17 protein-coding genes are annotated in these 18,223 nt (G+C 66.3%); 12 read left to right on the top strand and 5 right to left on the bottom strand.

Going from position 1 to position 18,223, the window contains the following annotated elements; translation table 11 throughout:
• The first annotated feature begins 14 nt into the window (after positions 1-14).
• On the top strand, positions 15-329 hold the full coding sequence (locus ACUJ46_RS07330; protein ID WP_445389813.1) for a monooxygenase: 315 nt from the start codon (positions 15-17) through the stop codon (positions 327-329).
• A 4-nt stretch (positions 330-333) separates the two neighbouring features.
• Here ACUJ46_RS07330 and purT read toward each other — a convergent pair whose 3' ends face one another.
• The gene (gene purT / locus ACUJ46_RS07325; RefSeq protein WP_445389812.1) at positions 334-1,524 is read right to left on the bottom strand and encodes a formate-dependent phosphoribosylglycinamide formyltransferase; all 1,191 of its coding nucleotides are present in this window, start codon (positions 1,522-1,524) and stop codon (positions 334-336) included.
• Between the two features lie 153 nt (positions 1,525-1,677).
• Between purT and ACUJ46_RS07320 the strand changes: the two genes are divergently transcribed.
• Together ACUJ46_RS07320 and ACUJ46_RS07315 are read left to right on the top strand one after the other, a co-directional pair.
• On the top strand, positions 1,678-3,336 hold the full coding sequence (locus ACUJ46_RS07320) for an NAD(P)/FAD-dependent oxidoreductase (RefSeq protein WP_445389811.1): 1,659 nt from the start codon (positions 1,678-1,680) through the stop codon (positions 3,334-3,336).
• Positions 3,333-4,508 (top strand): NAD(P)/FAD-dependent oxidoreductase, encoded by a 1,176-nt coding sequence (locus ACUJ46_RS07315; RefSeq protein WP_445389810.1) that lies wholly within the window; start codon positions 3,333-3,335, stop codon positions 4,506-4,508. Before ACUJ46_RS07320 ends, ACUJ46_RS07315 begins: the two co-directional genes overlap by 4 nt.
• 4 nt (positions 4,509-4,512) lie before the next feature.
• Here ACUJ46_RS07315 and ACUJ46_RS07310 read toward each other — a convergent pair whose 3' ends face one another.
• Entirely contained in the window at positions 4,513-5,703 is a 1,191-nt protein-coding gene (locus ACUJ46_RS07310) for a M20 metallopeptidase family protein (RefSeq protein WP_445389809.1), read from the bottom strand.
• A 254-nt stretch (positions 5,704-5,957) separates the two neighbouring features.
• Between ACUJ46_RS07310 and ACUJ46_RS07305 the strand changes: the two genes are divergently transcribed.
• From ACUJ46_RS07305 to ACUJ46_RS07295, 3 genes are read left to right on the top strand one after another with little or no spacing between them, the layout of a single operon-like run.
• Positions 5,958-7,205: a pilus assembly protein TadG-related protein gene (locus ACUJ46_RS07305; protein ID WP_445389808.1), complete on the top strand. Its 1,248-nt coding sequence runs from the start codon at positions 5,958-5,960 to the stop codon at positions 7,203-7,205.
• Positions 7,205-7,675: a TadE/TadG family type IV pilus assembly protein gene (locus ACUJ46_RS07300; protein WP_445389807.1), complete on the top strand. Its 471-nt coding sequence runs from the start codon at positions 7,205-7,207 to the stop codon at positions 7,673-7,675. The genes ACUJ46_RS07305 and ACUJ46_RS07300 overlap by 1 nt, the downstream gene beginning before the upstream one ends.
• 14 nt (positions 7,676-7,689) lie before the next feature.
• A complete protein-coding gene (locus tag ACUJ46_RS07295; protein WP_445389806.1) occupies positions 7,690-8,100 on the top strand; it encodes a TadE/TadG family type IV pilus assembly protein in 411 nt (136 codons plus the stop codon).
• Between the two features lie 41 nt (positions 8,101-8,141).
• On the opposite strand, the gene ACUJ46_RS07290 is transcribed toward ACUJ46_RS07295, so the two are convergent.
• The gene (locus ACUJ46_RS07290; RefSeq protein WP_445389805.1) at positions 8,142-8,795 is read right to left on the bottom strand and encodes a TetR/AcrR family transcriptional regulator; all 654 of its coding nucleotides are present in this window, start codon (positions 8,793-8,795) and stop codon (positions 8,142-8,144) included.
• A 95-nt stretch (positions 8,796-8,890) separates the two neighbouring features.
• Between ACUJ46_RS07290 and ACUJ46_RS07285 the strand changes: the two genes are divergently transcribed.
• Together ACUJ46_RS07285 and ACUJ46_RS07280 are read left to right on the top strand one after the other, a co-directional pair.
• Positions 8,891-10,162, top strand: coding sequence for a cytochrome P450 (locus ACUJ46_RS07285; RefSeq protein ID WP_445389804.1), 1,272 nt, complete (start codon positions 8,891-8,893; stop codon positions 10,160-10,162).
• Between the two features lie 25 nt (positions 10,163-10,187).
• Entirely contained in the window at positions 10,188-10,367 is a 180-nt protein-coding gene (locus ACUJ46_RS07280; protein ID WP_445389803.1) for a rubredoxin, read from the top strand.
• Between the two features lie 4 nt (positions 10,368-10,371).
• Here ACUJ46_RS07280 and chrA read toward each other — a convergent pair whose 3' ends face one another.
• Positions 10,372-11,742, bottom strand: a complete 1,371-nt coding sequence (gene chrA, locus ACUJ46_RS07275; protein ID WP_445389802.1) for a chromate efflux transporter — start codon at positions 11,740-11,742, stop codon at positions 10,372-10,374.
• 111 nt (positions 11,743-11,853) lie between these two features.
• On the opposite strand from chrA, the gene ybaL reads away from it, so the two are divergent.
• Both ybaL and ACUJ46_RS07265 read left to right on the top strand, forming a co-directional pair.
• Entirely contained in the window at positions 11,854-13,536 is a 1,683-nt protein-coding gene (gene ybaL, locus ACUJ46_RS07270; RefSeq protein ID WP_445389801.1) for a YbaL family putative K(+) efflux transporter, read from the top strand.
• 116 nt (positions 13,537-13,652) lie between these two features.
• A complete protein-coding gene (locus tag ACUJ46_RS07265) occupies positions 13,653-15,377 on the top strand; it encodes an N-acyl-D-amino-acid deacylase family protein (protein ID WP_445389800.1) in 1,725 nt (574 codons plus the stop codon).
• A 44-nt stretch (positions 15,378-15,421) separates the two neighbouring features.
• On the opposite strand, the gene ACUJ46_RS07260 is transcribed toward ACUJ46_RS07265, so the two are convergent.
• Positions 15,422-16,243, bottom strand: coding sequence for an enoyl-CoA hydratase/isomerase family protein (locus ACUJ46_RS07260; RefSeq protein ID WP_445389799.1), 822 nt, complete (start codon positions 16,241-16,243; stop codon positions 15,422-15,424).
• 123 nt (positions 16,244-16,366) lie between these two features.
• Between ACUJ46_RS07260 and ACUJ46_RS07255 the strand changes: the two genes are divergently transcribed.
• Positions 16,367-16,786, top strand: coding sequence for a secondary thiamine-phosphate synthase enzyme YjbQ (locus ACUJ46_RS07255; protein WP_445390143.1), 420 nt, complete (start codon positions 16,367-16,369; stop codon positions 16,784-16,786).
• 118 nt (positions 16,787-16,904) lie between these two features.
• Positions 16,905-18,215, top strand: coding sequence for an O-acetylhomoserine aminocarboxypropyltransferase/cysteine synthase family protein (locus ACUJ46_RS07250; protein ID WP_445389798.1), 1,311 nt, complete (start codon positions 16,905-16,907; stop codon positions 18,213-18,215).
• Positions 18,216-18,223: the final 8 nt, after the last annotated feature.

Here is an 18,223-nt window from a genome sequence, read left to right as displayed (position 1 = left end):
GAAGGAAAAAGTCCATGTCGATTACCATCCTGCAGGTGGATTTCCCCTTCGCGGGGCCGTGGGGCGCGGAAATGGCGGCCGCGATGGAAGGGCTTGCCCGGTCCATCGCGGAGGAACCGGGCTTCCTCTTCAAATATTGGACCGAGAACGAGGCCGAGGGGCTGGCGGGTGGCATCTACGGTTTCAGCAACCGTGCCGACGCCGAACGCTACATCGAGATGCACAGCGCGCGACTGCATGGCTTCGGCGTCTCGGGCATCCGCGCCATTGTCTTCGACGTGAACGAGCCGCTCAGCCGGATCGACAAGGCCCCTGTGCTTCAGGACTGATGCTTCAGTCCTCGTAGATGATGTGGATGCGCGCCGCGGCCTCCATTGCGATGCGGCGCGCATCATCGGCCGTGCCGGCGCGCGCCAGCGCCACGGCCATGCGCCTGTAGGGGCGGGTGACGGGCTTTCCGAAGACGCGCACGTCGACATTTTGGCCTGCTCCGCCCTCTGCCCCGCATGACGTCGAAAGAGCGTCGGCCAGCCCCTCGATCCGGAAATTGTCTGCATGCCTGTCTGCCAGCACCACGGCCGAGGCCGACGGGCCGATGAGTTGCACTTCGGGGATGGGCAGGCCGAGGATGGCGCGGGCGTGAAGATCGAATTCCGAAAGCGTCTGGGAGGCAAGCGTGACCATGCCCGTATCATGCGGGCGGGGCGACAGTTCGGAGAAGATGACTTCATCGCCCTTCACGAAGAACTCGACCCCGAAGATGCCGTAGCCGCCCAGATTGTCCACCACCTTGCGCGCCATGTCCTCGGCGGCGGCGATGGCGGCCAGCGACATGGGGGTAGGCTGCCAGGATTCCTGGTAATCGCCTCGTTCCTGCCGGTGGCCGATGGGCGGGCAGAAGCTGACCCCGCCCCGGTGGCGGATGGTGAGCAGGGTGATTTCATAGTCGAAGGCGATGAATTCCTCGACAATGATGCGCCGCCGGTCACCACGCATGTTGGCGACCGCATGTGCCCAGGCGGCCTCCATGCCGGCTTCGTCCCGCACCATGCTCTGCCCCTTGCCGGACGAGGACATGACCGGCTTCACGACAGCCGGCAGGCCGGTGTGGGCGAGCGCCGCGCGCGCTTCCTCGAGGCTTTCGGCATAGCGGTAGCGCGATGTCCTGAGGCCGAGCTCGCTGGCCGCCACTTCGCGGATGCGGTCGCGGTTCATGGTCATCACGGCGGCGCGGGCGGATGGCACGACGGTGAAGCCCTCTGCCTCCATCTCCGCCAGCACTTCGGTGCGGATCGCCTCGATCTCGGGCACGATGAAATCCGGGCGGTGCTTCAGGATGGCAGCGCGCAGGGCTTCGCCATCCAGCATCGAAAACACCTCGCTGCCATCGGCCAGCTGCATTGCGGGCGCCTTGTCATAGCTGTCGCAGGCGATGACCTCGCAGCCGAGCCGCTTGGCCGAAATGGTGAATTCCCGGCCGAGTTCGCCCGAGCCGAGCAGCAGGATCCTGGCGGTTGGGGTCATGTGCCTGCCTTTCCACGTGAACAGCATCCTGCCGATGCAGCGCGGGCGGGGTGGCCGTCAACTCGTGTCTTGCAGCCAGTCCTGCAGCCCGTCTTGCGGCCAGTCATGCGGCTGGCGCTGGCGCAGGGCCGCGGCTGCAGCTAGGGCGACTTCATGCTGCGCCTGTCGAACCTCATCCTCCCGCTCGACCATCCGCCCGAAGCCTTGCCGGCGGCGATCTGCGCCCGTCTCGGCATCAGGCCCGATGCGCTTCAGTCTTTCACTGTCTTCCGGCGCGGCAATGATGCCCGCCGCAAGACGGACATCAGGCTCGTCTATGTGGTGGACGTGGACCTGGCGGACGAAGCCGCCGTCCTTGCCCGTTTCCGCGACGATCCGGACGTGAAGCCGAAGCCGGACATGGATTACCGCTTCATCGGCCATGCGCCGCCGGGCCATGCCGGGTTGCGGCCGGTGGTGATCGGGGCCGGGCCATGCGGAGTGATGGCGGCCCTGATCCTCGCCCAGATGGGGCTGCGCCCGATCATCATCGAGCGCGGAAAGGCGGTGCGGGAGCGCACGAAGGACACCTGGGGCCTGTGGCGCCGCGGCGTGCTGGAGCCGGAATCCAACGCACAGTTCGGGGAAGGCGGGGCCGGCACCTTTTCCGACGGCAAGCTCTACAGCCGCATCAAGGATCCCCGCCACCTCGGGCGCAAGGTGCTGGAAGAGTTTGTGAAGGCGGGCGCGCCGGATGACATATTGTGGGAAGCCCACCCCCATATCGGCACCTTCCGGCTGGTGACGATGGTGATGAACATCCGCGCAACCGTCGAGGCGCTGGGCGGGGAATATCGCTTCCAGACACGGGTCGAGGATTTCGAGGTCGAGAGCCTGCCCCATGGCAGCCGCCAGCTGCGCGGCCTGCACCTGAGCGACGGCAGCTTCCTGCGGGCGGAGCATGTGATCATGGCGGTGGGCCACAGCGCCCGCGACACCTTCCACCGCCTGCACGAGCGCGGCGTCCATATCGAAGCCAAGCCCTTCGCCATCGGGGTCAGGATCGAGCATCCGCAATCCTGGATCGACAGGGCGCGCTATGGCCCCCATGCGGGTAACAGGATCCTCGGGGCGGCCGCCTACAGCCTTGCCCACAAGGCGCGCAACGGGCGCAGCGTCTACAGCTTCTGCATGTGCCCGGGCGGCCGGGTGGTGGCCGCGACGTCCGAGGAAGGGCGCGTCGTCACCAACGGGATGAGCCAATATTCCCGCGCCGAGTTCAACGCCAATTCCGGCCTTGTGGTCGACATCAGCCCCGAGCGCGATTTCCCCGGCAACCCGCTTGCCGGCATCGCGCTCCAGCGGAAGCTGGAATCGCTTGCCTATGAGGCCGGTGGCGGCGGTTATCGCGCACCGGTGCAGCGGGTCGAGGATCTGCTGGCAAGCCGCGCCTCGACAGGGCTGGGCGAGGTGGTGCCATCCTACAAGCCGGGCGTCACGCCCACCGATCTTTCCGCCTGCGTGCCGGATTTCGTGCTGGAGGCGATGCGCGAGGCGCTGCCGGTCTTCGGCCGGAAGCTGCAAGGCTATGACCATCCGGACGTGGTGCTGACAGGCGTGGAAACGCGCACCTCGTCGCCCATCCGCATAACGCGCGGCGCCGACATGCAGAGCCTGAACACGGCCGGCCTCTATCCCGGCGGGGAAGGGGCGGGCTATGCAGGGGGCATTCTTTCGGCGGCGGTCGATGGCATAAGGCTTGCCGAAGCCGTGGGCCGGTCGCTGCTGGACGATGCCGCCCCCGCCGTCACCAGCCCGGCAATGCGCGCGTGACGGGAACACATGATGCCATCATCCTGGGCGCGGGCGCGGCCGGGCTGATGTGCGCGGCGGTTGCCGGCCAGCGCGGCCGGCGCGTGCTCCTGATCGACCATAACCGCACGCCCGGCGCCAAGATCCTGATTTCCGGCGGAGGGCGCTGCAATTTCACCAACATCGGCGCCGTGCCCGAGCGCTACCTGTCGGAAAACCCGCATTTCGCGCGCTCCGCGCTCAGCCGCTACACGCCGCGTGACTTTCTCGATCTTGTCGAGCGCCACGGCATTGCCTGGCATGAAAAGACGCTCGGCCAGCTCTTCTGCGACGGCTCCGCCCGGCAGATCCTCGCCATGCTGCTTGACGAATGCGCGAAGGGCGGGGTGGATCTGCGCGGCGGTGTTTCGGTCACGGCCATAGATCATGCCGATGGCCTCTACCGCGTGGAAGCGGGCGGCGCGGTCGCACGGGCGCCAGCCCTTGTCCTGGCGACGGGCGGGCCATCTATCCCCAAAATGGGGGCGACGGGTTTTGCCCATGACGTCGCGAAGCGCTTCGGCCTGAAGCTGGTGCAGCCGAGGCCGGCGCTCGTGCCGCTGACCCTGAGCGGTGGGGAGGCGCTTTTCACCACGCTTTCGGGCGTTGCCTCTAACGTGGTGGCGCGGTGCGGCAAGGCGGCCTTCCGCGAGGCCGCGCTCTTCACCCACAAGGGGCTTTCCGGCCCCGCCATCCTGCAGATTTCCTCCTACTGGCGGCACGGAGAGGGCATCGCCATCGACTATGCGCCCGACAGGCCCGCCGGCTGGCTGCTGGATGCCAAGGCAGCCAGCCCCCGAACCAGCCTGAAACGCCTTCTGGCAGAGGACATGCCCGAGCGGCTGGCAGCCACGCTGGCCACCCAGATCGGGCTGGAGGGCGAACTGGGCCAGACGACCGACAAGGCGCTGCGCGCCGCCGCCCAGCGCCTGAAGGACTGGCGCTTCCACCCCACCGGCACCGAAGGCTACGCCAAGGCCGAAGTGACGGCGGGCGGCATCGCGACCGCAGGGCTTTCCTCGAAGACCATGGAGGCGCAGCGCGTGCCGGGCCTGTTCGCCATCGGGGAAGCGGTGGACGTGACCGGATGGCTGGGCGGCTATAATTTCCAGTGGGCCTGGGCCAGTGGCTGGGCCGCCGCCCAGGCGCTGTAACGGATCAGGCCGCGAAGCCTTCGGCAAGGAAGCGTTCGGCAAGGGCAGCATGCACTGCCGCCCCGCGCGCCATCACGCTTTCATCGAGCATCATGCGGTTGGAATGGAGTGCGCAGCACTGCCGCCAGTCATCGCCTTCGTGGCTGGCGCCCAGGAAGAACATGGCGCCCGGCACCTTTTCCAGCACATAGGCGAAATCCTCCGCACCCATGACCGGGCTTGTCAGCGTGACCCAGCCTTCCGCGCCCAGAAGCGCCTTCACGGTGCGTTCGCCGAATTCAACCGCGCGGCCATCGCAGACCGTCACGGGAAATCCCGGCGTGAACGCAACATGCGCCGATGCGCCATGGGCCTGCGCAATGCCTTCTGCCAGCCGCTTCAGCCCTTGCTGCACGGCTGACCGCCGCTGCGGGGACAGGGTGCGGATGGTGCCGAACAGCATCGCCGATTCGGGGATGACATTGTCAGTCGAGCCGGCCTTCATTTCCGCGATGGTGACGACGGCCGGGTCTGCGATGGGCACATTGCGGGTTACCCAGCTCTGGATGGCGAGCACGATCTCGCAGGCGATCGGCACCGGGTCGAGCGCGTCGTGCGGCATGGAGGCATGGCCGCCCTTGCCGGTGATGGTGATGCGGATCTTGTCGGCCGAGGCCATCAGCGGCCCGGCCTTGCCCGATACCAACCCGTGCGGGGCATTGGGCATGACATGCAGGGCGAAGGCGGCATCGGGCAGAGGGTCCAGCAGGCCGTCTTCCAGCATGTAGCGTGCGCCATGATGGCCTTCCTCGCCGGGCTGGAACATGAAGATGACCGTGCCCGCCAGCTGCGCGCGCCGGGCGGACAACAGCCGCGCCGCACCCGCCAGCATGGCGACATGGCTGTCGTGGCCGCAGGCGTGCATCGCGCCCTTTATGATGGATGCGAAGGGCAGGCCGGTATCCTCCTGCATCGGCAGGGCATCGGTATCGCCGCGTAGCAGCACGGTGCGGCCATTGGCGCCGCCCTTCAGCGTGGCGACCAGCCCGCTGGTCGATGGCCCTTCGCGCCATTCGAGCGGCAGGTCGGCAAGTGTCTCGCGGATGCGCGCGGCCGTTCGCGGATTGTGCAGGCCGAGTTCCGGCTCGGCATGGATGGCCCGGCGCAGGGAAACCATGCCCGGCAGCAGCGCTTCGGCCTCGTCAAGCATCGTCATCGCATCATCCTTCGCATCGTTCGCCCTGTCCCGGTGCGGAACGCTACCGGCCCATGCCGGCGGAGGGAAGGGGAAGGCGGCACACAGACATGTCGGCGATGCTACATGGGTCATTCCGGGCGGGCATGAAAACGCCGCATGAGGCCCGGCAATGCAACGATAGTTTGCATTCATGCAATATACGTCTTGCCCGGCCTTCTGTCCTTTGCTATGCAAATATTGAAGGGTTGCAACAAGAACAAAGGTGGCAGCATATGCAAGCCTCTGACCTGATCCGGAGACTGAAGGCCGACCAGCGCGGCGCGATCGCGGTGGTCCTCGCGGCCTCGCTTCCGATGCTGATGGGCGGCGTGGCGCTTTCGGTGGATACGATCCAGTGGTCGCTCGCCAAGCGCGTCATGCAGCGCCAGGCCGATTCCGGGGCGCTTGCAGGCGCCTATGGCCTGGCCCAGGCGCAGGATGTCGAGATGACGGTGACGGGTGATCTCATCCGCAACGCGCGTGTGACGCTGACGGAGGCGCCTGTCATCGAGAATGCGCCCACCGCCGGGCCGTTCGCCGGCGATGACCGGGCTGTGCGCGTGGTGTTGCGCACGCGCATGCAATTGCCCTTTTCCCGCATGTTCCTCGAGGATGGCATGCCCATTTCGGCGGAATCGACGGCGGCCGTTGTCAACAATGGCGAATATTGCGCCATCTCGCTCGAGGACACGAGCACGACCGGCATCAGCATGGGCGGCAACGCGACGGTTGATCTCCGCTGCGGCATGTCCACCAATTCCGTGGCAGCGAACGCGGTTACGGCGGGCGGCAGCAGCCAGATCACCGCGACGCCCATCGCCGCGGTCGGCGGGCTTCAGCCCAGCGGCAATTATGTGGGCGACACCACCCTCATTCCCTACACGGTGCCCCAGCGCGACCCCTTCGCGGACCTGCCGAACCCGGTGATCTCCGGCGCGGTCCAGAACGGGAATGTGAACTCCAACCAGACCCGCACGCTCAACCCCGGTGTCTACAAGGGGATGAATCTGAAGGGTAATGTCACCCTCAATCCGGGCGTCTACATCATCGATGGCGGCGAGCTTTCGGTCGGTTCGCAGGCCAGGGTCACAGGCGCCGGCGTCACCTTCGTGCTCACCAGCTCCAACATCGCCTCGCAGCCCTGGTCGGCCGCGACGGTCAAGATGAACGGTGGCGCCACCCTCAACCTGGCCGCGCCCAGCTTCGGGCCAATGGCGGGCATCCTCTTCTACCAGGATCGCCGGGCAGCGGCCGGCAACACCAACAAGGTGAACGGCAACAGCTCCAGCTTTCTGCAGGGCGCAATGTATTTCCCGCGCGGAGAGCTGGAATTCACCGGCACCACGGGCATGCAGATCGATTGCATCCAGATGGTGGCCAAGAACCTGACCTTCAGCGGCAACAGCACGGTGAAAAACATCTGCCCGGCAGGTTCCGGCGCCAGCTCCTTCACCGGCACTGCCGTCAGGATGGTGGCGTGATGGGGCGGCCGTCATTCCTCAGCAGGCTACTGGCGGACAGGCGCGGCGCCAGCGCTGTCGAGTTCGCGCTGGCGTTGCCGGTGCTGATCCTGATGCTGCTCGGGGCCTTTGATTTCGCCCGCGCCTTTTCCGCCCGGCTCGATCTGGAGCAGGCGGCGGGCCGGGCGGCGGAACTGGCCACGGCCCCCGGGCAGGTGCGGGCGGATTATGCGCACCTCGCCAGCGAGGCGGTGGCGGCGGCCAATGATGCCGGCCTGCAGAATGCGCTCGCCACGGTCGACTTCTGGCTGGAGTGCAATGGCGTGCGCCAGGGCCAGACGAACGCCGTCTGCCTCGGCGGGGCGCAGATCGCCCGCTATGTGTCCGTCAGGGTGCGGGCTTTCCATGCGCCGCTCTTCGGGCTTGCGGGTCTTGCCGGCTCCAATGGCATGGTCCTTGTGGAAGGGGCCGCCACGGTGAGGCTGCAATGAGCCGCCAGCACCATATGCGGAGTCGGGATTCCGGCTTTCTGTGCCGCGCGCTCCGGGACAGGCGCGGCAGCACGGCGGTCGAATTCGCGCTGACCGTGCCGATGCTGATGGTGTTCCTGTTCGGCATCTTCCAGCTCGGGCTGCTGTTCTTCGCCAATGCCGGCCTGCAGAATGCGCTGGGGGAAGCCGCGCGCGAGGCGACGCTCTGGCCACGGCGCTCGGAAGCACAGATGACGGCCGTTCTCAACCAGTCCCGCTTCGGGATGGATCCGCAGCGCTTGGGCCAGCCCGTCTTCACGCACGGCACCGAGGCCGGGCAGGATTTTGTCGAGATAAGCGCCACCTACACCACCAGCATCAACATGCTGATGTTCAGTTTCAATGGGGTCACGCTGAGTCACAGCCGCCGGGCCTACAGGCCCTGATCGTCTGACGTAGCTGGGCGTCTGGCGCGATCGGGAGCCTGTCAGCCCTCTCGGGGGGGAGGGGGTGCCGGCGGCTGTGGCGAAAGCATGCGGCACACGGCCGCGCGCTGTCCGCCGCGCATGTCCGCCATGTCGAGCGACGGGTCGAGCAGCATCTCCAGGCAGACGCCGAGTTGCATGCTGCCGATCAGCAGGGCCATGCTGTCGGCATGGAGGGCAGGGTCGATCTCGCCTCTTTCCTGCCCTTCGGAGATGAGCTTGCGCAACTGTGTGCGCACGCCTTCATGAGCCTCGAGGAAGGCGTCCCGCAGATCGAGCCGGTTGGCGATGGCGGCAGCCATCATCACGAAATAGGCGCGGAAATGGGCATCCTCCTCCACGGCCACGAAGAGCTGCTCGCCAAGGGCGAGGATTCGGGCAAGCGGGCTTTCAACCCCCGCGACATGGGCGGCATAGCGGGCCTCCAGTCGCGCGGACAGCGCCGCGATCACGGCCCTGACAAGCCCGTCCTTCGATCCGAACCGCTGGCTGGCGAGGCCGCGGCTGTAGCCGGCCTCCGCCCCGACGGACTGCATCGTGGCGGCGTTGTAGCCATCCCGCTCGACGATGGTGGCCGCCGCGTTCAGCAGGCGTTGTTCGGATTCGTCGCGACGTTCGGCCTGGGTCTTGCGGGCTGGCTGGCTGGGCTTCACCATATACCTTTCAGATGCGGAAAGACGCTGTAAGATATTTGTTGACCGTATAGCAAATCGGGGCGACTATCCAGCCTTCAGGAGTGGAGACCCATTGCATGCCGATTCCCGTTGAACTTGCGAACACCATCGTCAATCCGATAGCCTATCAGGAGGGCGATCCGATCGACGACGCCTTCCGCACCATCCGCCGCGACATGCCGTTCGATCGCGCCCAGCCCGAAAACTACGAGCCCTTCTGGGTGGTGAGCCGCCACGCCGACATCCTCGAGATCGAGCGCCGCGCCGACATCTTCCAGAATTCGCCGCGCTCCTCGGTAGTGACACCGGCAGAGCAGCAGCAGATGACGCGGATGATCACCGGCGGTGATTCCAACCTGATCCGCTCGCTCGTCGCGGTCGACGGGCAGGAGCACAAGGACCTGCGCGGAATCGTCTTCCCCGCCGTGACCCCGAAGGCGATCAAGGTCTGGGAAGAGGACATCAAGGGCATCGCCCAGTCCTTCGTGAAGGAAATGCTGGAAAAGGCGCCGGAATGCGATTTCGCAACCGATGTCGCCTTCCTCTACCCGCTGCGCGTCATCATGCGCGTGCTGGGCGTGCCTGAGGAAGACGAGCCCTTCATGCTGAAGCTTACGCAGGAAATCTTTTCCAGCAACGACCCGGAACTCAACCGCAGCGGCAAGGAACTGACGCCGGAAGAGAATCTGATGGCGCTGGTGCAGACCAAGGCCGACCTCGAAGCCTATTTCACCGAAGTGACGAAGAAGTTCCGCGCCAACCCCGACAAGCATGTGAACAGCCTGATCGCGAACGCGAAGATCAATGGCGAATATCTGAACGAGCGGCAGCTGATGGGCTATTTCATCATCGCCGCGACCGCCGGGCATGACACGACCTCGAACACCACGGCAGGCGCCATGTGGGCGCTGGCCGAAAACCCGAAGATGCTCGACACGATCAACGCGGACCCGGCAGCCCTCGATGCCTTTGTCGAGGAAAGCATCCGCTGGGTGACGCCCGTGAAGCACTTCATGCGCACGGCCGTCGAGGATTTCGAATACAAGGGCGTGAAGATCGCCAAGGACGACTGGCTGATGCTGCCCTACCAGTCCGCCAACCGGGATGAAGCCGTGTTCGACGATGCCTTCGAATTCCGCCTCGACCGCAAGCCCAACAAGCAGGTTGCCTTCGGCTATGGCCCGCACGTGTGCCTTGGCCAGCACCTGGCGCGCATGGAAATGAAGCAGCTCTGGCGTGAGCTGTTCCCGCATCTGAAGACGCTGGAACTGGCCGGAACGCCGGAACGCACCCGTTCCAACTTCGTCTGCGGGCCGAAGCATGTGCCCATCCGCTTCAGCGTGAACTGAAACGGCAGCAGTCAGGAGAAAACCCATGGCTGAAGCGTTCAGGCGTTGGGAATGCACCTATTGCGGCTTCATCTATGACGAGGCCGAGGGCCTTCCCGAAGACGGCATAGCGCCCGGCACGCGCTGGGCGGATGTGCCGGAAGACTGGTTCTGCCCGCAGTGCGGAAGCACCAAGGACGATTTCGAAATGATCGAGATCGGCTGAAATCTCAGACCCAGCCGGCCTGCGCCATCAGCAGGCCGGCAAGGGCGCAGCCAGCCAGAAGTGGAAGCGGCCCCACGCGGAAGCCTAGCGCCGCAACGAGGGCTGCGGCGGTCAGCAGCATGGCGCCCGGCCGCGCCGATGACAGCGCCGGCAGCTCAAGCCCGGTGCCGGTTATGGCGTGATGCTCTGCGAACAGGCCCTGCAAGGCGAACCACAGGGCAAGGTTGGCGATCACGCCGACAACCGCTGCCGTCACGGCCCTGAGCGCTGCCGACAGCGGCGCGCTCTGGCGAAGCCTCTCAAGATGCGGTGCGCTCAGGAAAATCCACGCGAAGCAGGGCATGAAGCTGGCCCACAGCACAATGGCCGCGCCCAGGGCCCCGCCAACGGCTGGCGGCAGGCCGGTTTCGGCGCGCGCGGCAGCCAGAAAGCCCACGAACTGCACTACCAGCAGAAGTGGGCCGGGCGTGGTTTCAGCCAGCCCAAGGCCATCCAGCATTTCCCGCGCCGTCAGCCAGCCAAATCCGGAAACGGCGACGTCGGCCACCCATGCCAGCGCCGCATAGGCCCCGCCGAAGCTGGCGAGGGCCAGAAAGGAAAAGAAGCCGGCCAGATCGCCGAACACGTCGAAGCGCCCGGGCAGGATGGCAAGCAAGGGCAGGGGAAGAAGCCAGAGGAAGAGGAACAGGGCGCCGGCCAGCATGGCCCGCCGCCCCGCGGCCCGCGCGCCGTCCGATGCGGGCATGAGGCCTGCCGGCGGAAAGCGGAAGCCGGGAACATCCGCGCGGCCCGCCGCCCACCCGGCCGCTGCCGCCGCCAGAAGCACCAGCGGAAAGGGCAGGCCGAACACGAACAGGGCAAGGAAGGCGGACAGCGCAATCAGGAAAGGCAGCCCGCTGCCGGCAAGCCGCGCGCGCATGCGGATCAGCGCATCAACGATGATGGCGACCACGGCCGCGCGCAGGCCGAAGAAAAGCGCCTCGACAAGGGGCAGGTTGCCATGGGCGGCATAGAGCATTGAAAGGCCCAGCAGCAGCAATGCCCCCGGCAGGATGAACAGCAGGCCAGCCAGGATTCCGCCGGCAATTCCGTGCAGCCGCCAGCCAATCCATGTGGCCAGCTGCATCGCTTCGGGGCCGGGCAGCAGCATGCAGAGGTTGAGGGCATGGGCGAAATCCTGCTCTTCCACCCATTCCCGCTCTTCCACGACAAGCCTGTGAAGCAGCGCAATCTGGCCGGCAGGCCCGCCAAACGACAGCAGGCCGATCCGCGCCCAGAGCCGCAGGGCGGTGCCGAAAGAAGGGTGGCTCTGATCCGACTGCATCTGCATCGCCGCACCATGGCCGGGGTCGGATTCCGCTGCAACAGGTGCCATCCCGCTTGCCAATCCGGATCGCGGAATCCGCAATGGATGCAAGCGCCTTGGCGCGGGCTTCATCCATGCGTTAAGGATCAGCAGGTCATTTCCGCGGGAGACACATAGCGAGTGCCAGAGCATCAGACCCCCCTCATCGCTACGATCGCCGCAGGGCTGGCGCTCGCCTATCTTTTCGGGCTGGTGGCGCACAGGCTCAAGGCGCCGCCGCTGGTGGGGTATCTGGTTGCCGGCATCATCGTCGGCCCTTTCACGCCGGGTTTCGTGGCGGATCAGGAACTGGCGCTCGAACTGGCCGAGATCGGCGTCATATTGCTGATGTTCGGCGTCGGCCTGCATTTCTCGCTGAAGGATCTTCTCAGCGTCTCGCGCATCGCGATACCGGGCGCCGTCGCGCAGATCAGCGCGGCCACGGTCATGGGGGCGGGCCTTGGCTACGCCATGGGCTGGCCTCTTTCGGCAGGGCTTGTCTTCGGTCTTTCGCTTTCCGTTGCCTCCACCGTGGTTCTTGTCCGTGCCCTGCAGGAACGCCGCATCATCGAGACAGAACGCGGCCGCATCGCCGTCGGCTGGCTGGTGGTCGAGGATCTGGCCGTCATCCTGGCGCTTGTCATGCTGCCGGTGCTGGCAACGCTTGGCACGGCGGGTGGCGGCTCGGTTGCCGCAATAGCCGGCAATCTTGTGCTCACCCTGGCGAAGGTCGCCGCCTTCATCGCGCTGATGCTGGTTGTCGGCCGGCGGGTCATACCATGGCTCATGCACTATACGGCCCACACCGGCTCGCGCGAACTGTTCCGCCTGGCCGTTTATGCCATCGCGCTTGGCATCGCCTTCGTGGCGGCGAAGATGTTCGATGCCTCTTTCGCGCTCGGCGCCTTCTTCGCCGGCATCGTTCTGGGGGAAACCCGCCTGTCCCAGCGCGCGACGGAAGAAGCCATGCCGCTCAGGGATGCCTTTGCCGTGCTGTTCTTCGTCTCGGTCGGCATGCTGTTCGATCCGCGTATCCTGATCGATCAGCCGCTGGCGGTTCTGGGAACGGTCGCCATCATCATTCTGGGCAAGTCGCTGGCCGCCTATCTCATCGTCACCGCCTTCGGCAGGCCGCGCTCCATGGCCCTGATGATCGCGGCGAGCCTTGCGCAGATCGGTGAATTCTCCTTCATCCTCGCCGGCATGGCGGTTGCGCTCGGCCTCATGGAGCCGATGGCGCGCGACCTGATCCTTGCCGGCGCGCTCATGTCCATCCTGCTGAACCCGCTGGCCTTCCGCTTTGCGAAATACTGGTCGGAAGGGCGCGCCCAGGAAACGCGGGATCTGCCGGAACCCGCCGCCGAGCAGGTGCCGGCCCCCGAACCCGAGCCAGACCCGCAGCAGCCCACGCTGCTCTCCGGGCATGACGTGATCATCGGTTATGGGCGGGTCGGCAGCTTCGTGGGGGCGCGGCTGCTGGCGGCCGGCCGGCCGGTGCTGGTGATCGAGGATAGAGACGATGCCCTTGCCCTCGCGCGGAGGGATGGCGCCGAAACGCTGGAAGGCAATGCCGCCGACCCGCGTGTCCTGGCGCTGGCAAATCTTGCCGGCGCCCTTCGCCTTTATGTCACCGTGCCCGAGCCTTATGAGGCAGGGCAGGTGGTGCAGCAGGCCCGCGCCATCAATCCGGGTCTTGGCATCTATGCGCGCGCCCACAGCGACGATGACCAGACGCACCTCGACAGCATGGGCGCAACGCTGACAATCCTGGGCGAACGCGAGATCGCCGAGCGCATGCTGGAACAGCAGGCCGGGCTTGCATGACCATTTGCCTCATCGCCTTGCCCTCCCTCTTCCTTGGCGGAGTTGCGTGATCGCGCCGGCCGTCCGATAGAATGGCGCGGGAGAGATACGGGACACACACGGGGAAGGAGATGCATATGGCGGACCATGATCTGGTCATTCGCGGAGGGACCGTCATTGACGGATCGGGCGGTGCGCCCTTCGTGGCCGATGTCGCGGTCGATGATGGGCTGATCGTCGCGGTCGGCGCGGTCCCGGGCCGTGGCCGGAAGGAGATCGACGCCCGCGGCCGCTATGTGACGCCCGGATTCGTCGATCCGCACACCCATTATGACGGGCAGGCCATTTGGTCCGATACCTTGTCGCCATCCTCGTCCCATGGCGTCACGACCGTGGTGATGGGCAATTGCGGTGTCGGCTTCGCGCCGTGCAGGCCCGGTGACCGGGATGTGATGATCGAGCTGATGGAGGGCGTGGAGGACATCCCCGGCGTGGTGATGGCCGAGGGCCTGCCGTGGAGCTGGGAAAGCTTTCCCCAATATCTCGATGAAGTGGACGCGCGCCGCCGCGACATCGACGTGGCGGCTTTCCTTCCCCATTCGCCCGTCAGGGTCTATGCCATGGGCGAGCGCGGCGCCCGCCGCGAAGCGGCGACGCCCGAGGATCTGGAGCAGATGCAGCGCATCGTCCGCGAGGCCGTGGATGCCGGCGCCCTCGGCGTCGCCACGTCGCGCCTTCTCATCCACAAGACTGCCAAGGGTGAGGCGATCCCGAGTTTCGAGGCCGATGTCGCGGAACTGAAAGCCCTGACTTCGGCGCTGGCCGAAGCCGGAACCGGCATGCTGCAGATCGTGCCCAATCTCTTCGCCGGGCTCGGGCCGGAATATCGCATGATCCTCGACGTGGCCGCCCACAGCGGCCGCCCGGTCACCGTGACACTCGGCATCGGCAATGAAGGCCCTCAGGGCTGGCTGCCCGCGCTGGAGGTGATGGACGAGGCCCGCGCGCGGGGGCTGAAGATCACCTCGCAGGTGCTGCCGAGGCCCGTGGGCGTGATCCAGGGGCTTGACCTTTCGATCCACCCCTTCGTCCTGTGCCCCAGCTTCCGCCGGATCGCGCATCTTCCGCGCGCGGAGAAGGCCGAGGCCATGCGCCAGCCCGAGATGCGGGCCGCCCTGCTTTCGGAAACACCCGAGCAGGGGCATCCGCTGGCGGAGCTTTCGCGCAACTGGAAGTGGCTCTTCCCCTTCGATGGCAAGGCCGATTACGCCCCGCCGACCGAGGCGAGCGTTGCGGCGCGGGCCGCGGCTGCCGGGATTTCGCCCGAGGAATGGGTGCTCGACTGGCTGAGCGCCGGAGACGGGCAGAACATGCTGTTCACGGCCCTTGGCAATTACTACCAGGGCCGGCTGGATGTCGTGAAGCAACTGCTCGACCGCGACGACTGCATCGTGGGCCTTGGTGACGGTGGCGCCCATTATGCCGCCATCTGCGACGCCAGCTACCCGAGCTTCATGCTGACCCACTGGGTGCGGGATTCGGAAGGCAGGGGCTGGGATCTGCCAACGGCCATCCACATGCTGAGCCGCAAGCCGGCGCTTGCCGTGGGGCTGGGCGACCGAGGGCTGCTGAAACCCGGCTACAAGGCCGACATCAACGTCATCGACCTCGACCGCATGGACCTGCCCATGCCGCATGTCGCCCATGATCTTCCGGCGGGCGGCCGGCGGCTGGACCAGAAGGGCGTGGGCTATGACGCCACAATCGTCTCCGGCCAGGTGATCCGCCGCTTCGACGCGGATACGGGCGAGCGGCCGGGCCGTCTGGTGCGCGGCGCGCGCGGCGAGCCGGTCGCCGCCTGACCATCAGCGAAAAGGGGGGAGGGGCTTCCTCCCCCCTTGTCTGTTCAGCGCCCCGTGTAGTTCGGCGCGCGTTTCTCGACAAAGGCGCGCATGGCTTCGGCCGCGTCCTCGGTGGTGGCCAGCATCACCTGGTGCCGGTCTTCCATGGCCATGGCATGTTCGAGGCTGGGCGCGTCGATGTTGAGGTTCAGCGCCTGCTTCGAGAGCCTGAGGCCGAGCGGCGAGGTGGCGAGCATTTCCTCCGCCAGCGCCAGGCCCTTGTCGAGCAGTTCATCCTCGGGGACGATTTCGCTGATAAGGCCCGAGGACAGCGCCCGGTCCGCCCCGATGAAGCGGCCCGTAAGGATCATTTCGGCGGCAAGGCTGGCGCCCACCAGGCGCGGCAGGAAATAGCTGGAAGCCATGTCGCAGCCGGTCAGGCCGATCTTGATGTAGGCGGCGTTCATCCTGAGCGAGGGCGCGCCATAGCGCACATCGGATGCGAGCAGCAGCGAGAAGCCGCCGCCGCAGGCGGCACCCTGGCCAAGCGCGATGATCGGCTGCGGGCAGGCGCGCATCTTGCGGTAGATGTTGCCGATGTCGGTCTGGGTCTTGAGGCTCTGGGCGACAGGGCCGAGGCCTTCACGCTTGCGGGCCGCCTTGATGTCGAGCCCGGCGCAGAAGGCGCGGCCATTGGCGCGCATCACCACGACGCGCACGTCCGTCCGCTCGACGAGGCCGGCGTAATAATCATTCAGCTCATCGGTCATCTCGGGCGAGAGGGCGTTCAGCGCCTCCGGCCGGTCGAGGGTCAGGATCTCGATGGCGCCGCGCCGCTCGACCTTGAGGTTGGCATAGGTGGGGGCGGTGGTTTCCTGCGTGCTCATGATGTGTGTCTCCCTTTCTGACGGCGCTTTTAAGCCATGCCGGGCGCGGAAATGGCAGCCCTCTATTCCATGGGTGGCGCACCCCTTGCGCCGGCGGGCCACGCCTGTCAGGCAGGGCGCATGATGAAACAGGCGCTGGGCGAACTGGTGGTTGAGACCGGCGGGCGTGGCCTTGTCGACATCACGCGCCATGCCACCGCTTGGGTGGCGGGGCAGGGCTTTCGCGACGGGCTTCTCACCCTGTTCTGCCGGCATACATCGGCATCGCTCATCGTCACGGAAAATGCCTCGCCCGAGGTGCTGTCCGATCTTGACGCCTTTCTCACCCGCCTCGTGCGCGAGGATGGGAAACGCTATGCGCATGATGCCGAAGGGCCGGATGACATGCCCGCCCACATCCGCGCAGCCCTCACGCAGACGCAGCTTTCCGTTCTGCTTTCGGGCGGGCGGCTGCAGCTGGGCACATGGCAGGGCATTTTCCTGTTCGAGCATCGCCGCCGCCCGCACCGGCGGACAATCGCGCTTCACCTGCTGGGGGAATGAAGGCGGCACGTTGCACGCCCTGGCGGAAAGCGGCTTCCCCAAGAAAAACTAGGGGGCACCCGAAGGGTGCGCGCATTGCCCCCCGTGGAGGCGGCCGATAGGGTCAGGCTCCAGATTCATGAACGAGGCCCGGATGACCGACAGCAAGACCCTGCACCCCGAAACCCTTGCGCTCCACGCCGGCTGGCGCGCAGACCCCGCGACGGGCGCCGTCGCCGTGCCGATCTACCAGACCACCTCCTACCAGTTCCGCGATGCGGGCCATGCCGCCGATCTTTTCGCCCTGAAGGAACTGGGCAACATCTATACCCGAATGGGCAACCCCACGACGGATGTGCTGGAACAGCGTGTGGCGGCACTGGAAGGTGGCGTGGCGGCGCTAGCACTTGCCTCCGGGCAGGCGGCCTCCACCTGTGCGGTGCAAAATCTGGCCAGTGCGGGCGACAATATCGTCAGCTCGACCGATCTTTATGGCGGCACCTGGAACCTCTTCGCCAATACGCTGAGGCAGCAGGGCATCGAGGTGCGATTCGTCGACCCGGCCGACCCGGACGCCTTCCGCAGGGCCAGCGACGAGCGCACGCGAGCCTGGTATGCCGAGGCGCTGCCCAACCCGAAGCTGCAGGTCTTTCCCGTTGCCGAAGTGGCGGCGCTGGGCCGGGCGATGGGCATTCCCCTCATCGTCGACAACACGGCGGCCCCGATCCTGATGCGCCCGCTCGATCATGGGGCGGCCATCGTCGTCCATTCGGCGACCAAGTTCATCGGCGGCCATGGCACGTCGATTGGCGGGATCATCGTCGATGGCGGCAATTTCGACTGGGTCGCCCATGCCGACAGGCACCCCGGCCTCAACACGCCCGATCCCAGCTATCATGGCGCCATCTGGACCGAAGCCACCAGGGCGATGGGGCCTGTCGCCTACATCATCAAGGCCCGCGTGACGCTTCTGCGCGATCTCGGGGCGGCGCTCTCCCCCTTCAACGCCTTCCAGATCCTGCAGGGCCTTGAAACCCTGCCGCTCAGGATCGCGCGGCATTGTGAAAATGCGGCAGCCGTGGCCAGCTATCTGAAGGGCCACGCCAAGGTCGCCCAGGTGATCCACCCATCGCTGCAGACTGGTGAGGCGCGCGCGCGTGCCGACAAATATCTGAAGGGCGGGCATGGTGGGCTTCTAGGCTTCGAGCTGAAGGGCGGTCGCGAGGCCGGCGCGCGCTTCATCGATGCGCTGAAGCTCTTCTATCATGTGGCGAACATCGGCGACGCCCGCAGCCTTGCCATCCACCCTGCCACCACCACCCACAGCCAGCTTTCCGCCGAGGAACAGGCGGCATCCGGGGTCACGCCGGGCTATGTCCGTCTTTCCATCGGCATCGAGCATGTGGATGACATCATCGCCGATCTGGAGCAGGCGCTGGCGGCTTCCTGACACCGGCA

Source organism: Sandaracinobacteroides sp. A072, assembly GCF_052616365.1.
The sequence above is the reverse complement of the archived record's forward strand: the minus strand, read 5'-3'. Positions and strand labels throughout refer to the sequence as shown.

What these genes read in the sequence shown, in the direction of transcription:
- ACUJ46_RS07330 (WP_445389813.1), top strand. Translation starts at nt 15, where the DNA reads ATGTCGATTACCATCCTGCAGGTGGATTTCCCCTTCGCGGGGCCGTGG.
- purT (WP_445389812.1), bottom strand. Translation starts at nt 1,524, where the DNA reads ATGACCCCAACCGCCAGGATCCTGCTGCTCGGCTCGGGCGAACTCGGC.
- ACUJ46_RS07320 (WP_445389811.1), top strand. Translation starts at nt 1,678, where the DNA reads ATGCTGCGCCTGTCGAACCTCATCCTCCCGCTCGACCATCCGCCCGAA.
- ACUJ46_RS07310 (WP_445389809.1), bottom strand. Translation starts at nt 5,703, where the DNA reads ATGACGATGCTTGACGAGGCCGAAGCGCTGCTGCCGGGCATGGTTTCC.
- ACUJ46_RS07305 (WP_445389808.1), top strand. Translation starts at nt 5,958, where the DNA reads ATGCAAGCCTCTGACCTGATCCGGAGACTGAAGGCCGACCAGCGCGGC.
- ACUJ46_RS07300 (WP_445389807.1), top strand. Translation starts at nt 7,205, where the DNA reads ATGGGGCGGCCGTCATTCCTCAGCAGGCTACTGGCGGACAGGCGCGGC.
- ACUJ46_RS07295 (WP_445389806.1), top strand. Translation starts at nt 7,690, where the DNA reads ATGCGGAGTCGGGATTCCGGCTTTCTGTGCCGCGCGCTCCGGGACAGG.
- ACUJ46_RS07290 (WP_445389805.1), bottom strand. Translation starts at nt 8,795, where the DNA reads ATGGTGAAGCCCAGCCAGCCAGCCCGCAAGACCCAGGCCGAACGTCGC.
- ACUJ46_RS07285 (WP_445389804.1), top strand. Translation starts at nt 8,891, where the DNA reads ATGCCGATTCCCGTTGAACTTGCGAACACCATCGTCAATCCGATAGCC.
- ACUJ46_RS07280 (WP_445389803.1), top strand. Translation starts at nt 10,188, where the DNA reads ATGGCTGAAGCGTTCAGGCGTTGGGAATGCACCTATTGCGGCTTCATC.
- chrA (WP_445389802.1), bottom strand. Translation starts at nt 11,742, where the DNA reads ATGGCACCTGTTGCAGCGGAATCCGACCCCGGCCATGGTGCGGCGATG.
- ACUJ46_RS07265 (WP_445389800.1), top strand. Translation starts at nt 13,653, where the DNA reads ATGGCGGACCATGATCTGGTCATTCGCGGAGGGACCGTCATTGACGGA.
- ACUJ46_RS07260 (WP_445389799.1), bottom strand. Translation starts at nt 16,243, where the DNA reads ATGAGCACGCAGGAAACCACCGCCCCCACCTATGCCAACCTCAAGGTC.
- ACUJ46_RS07255 (WP_445390143.1), top strand. Translation starts at nt 16,367, where the DNA reads ATGAAACAGGCGCTGGGCGAACTGGTGGTTGAGACCGGCGGGCGTGGC.
- ACUJ46_RS07250 (WP_445389798.1), top strand. Translation starts at nt 16,905, where the DNA reads ATGAACGAGGCCCGGATGACCGACAGCAAGACCCTGCACCCCGAAACC.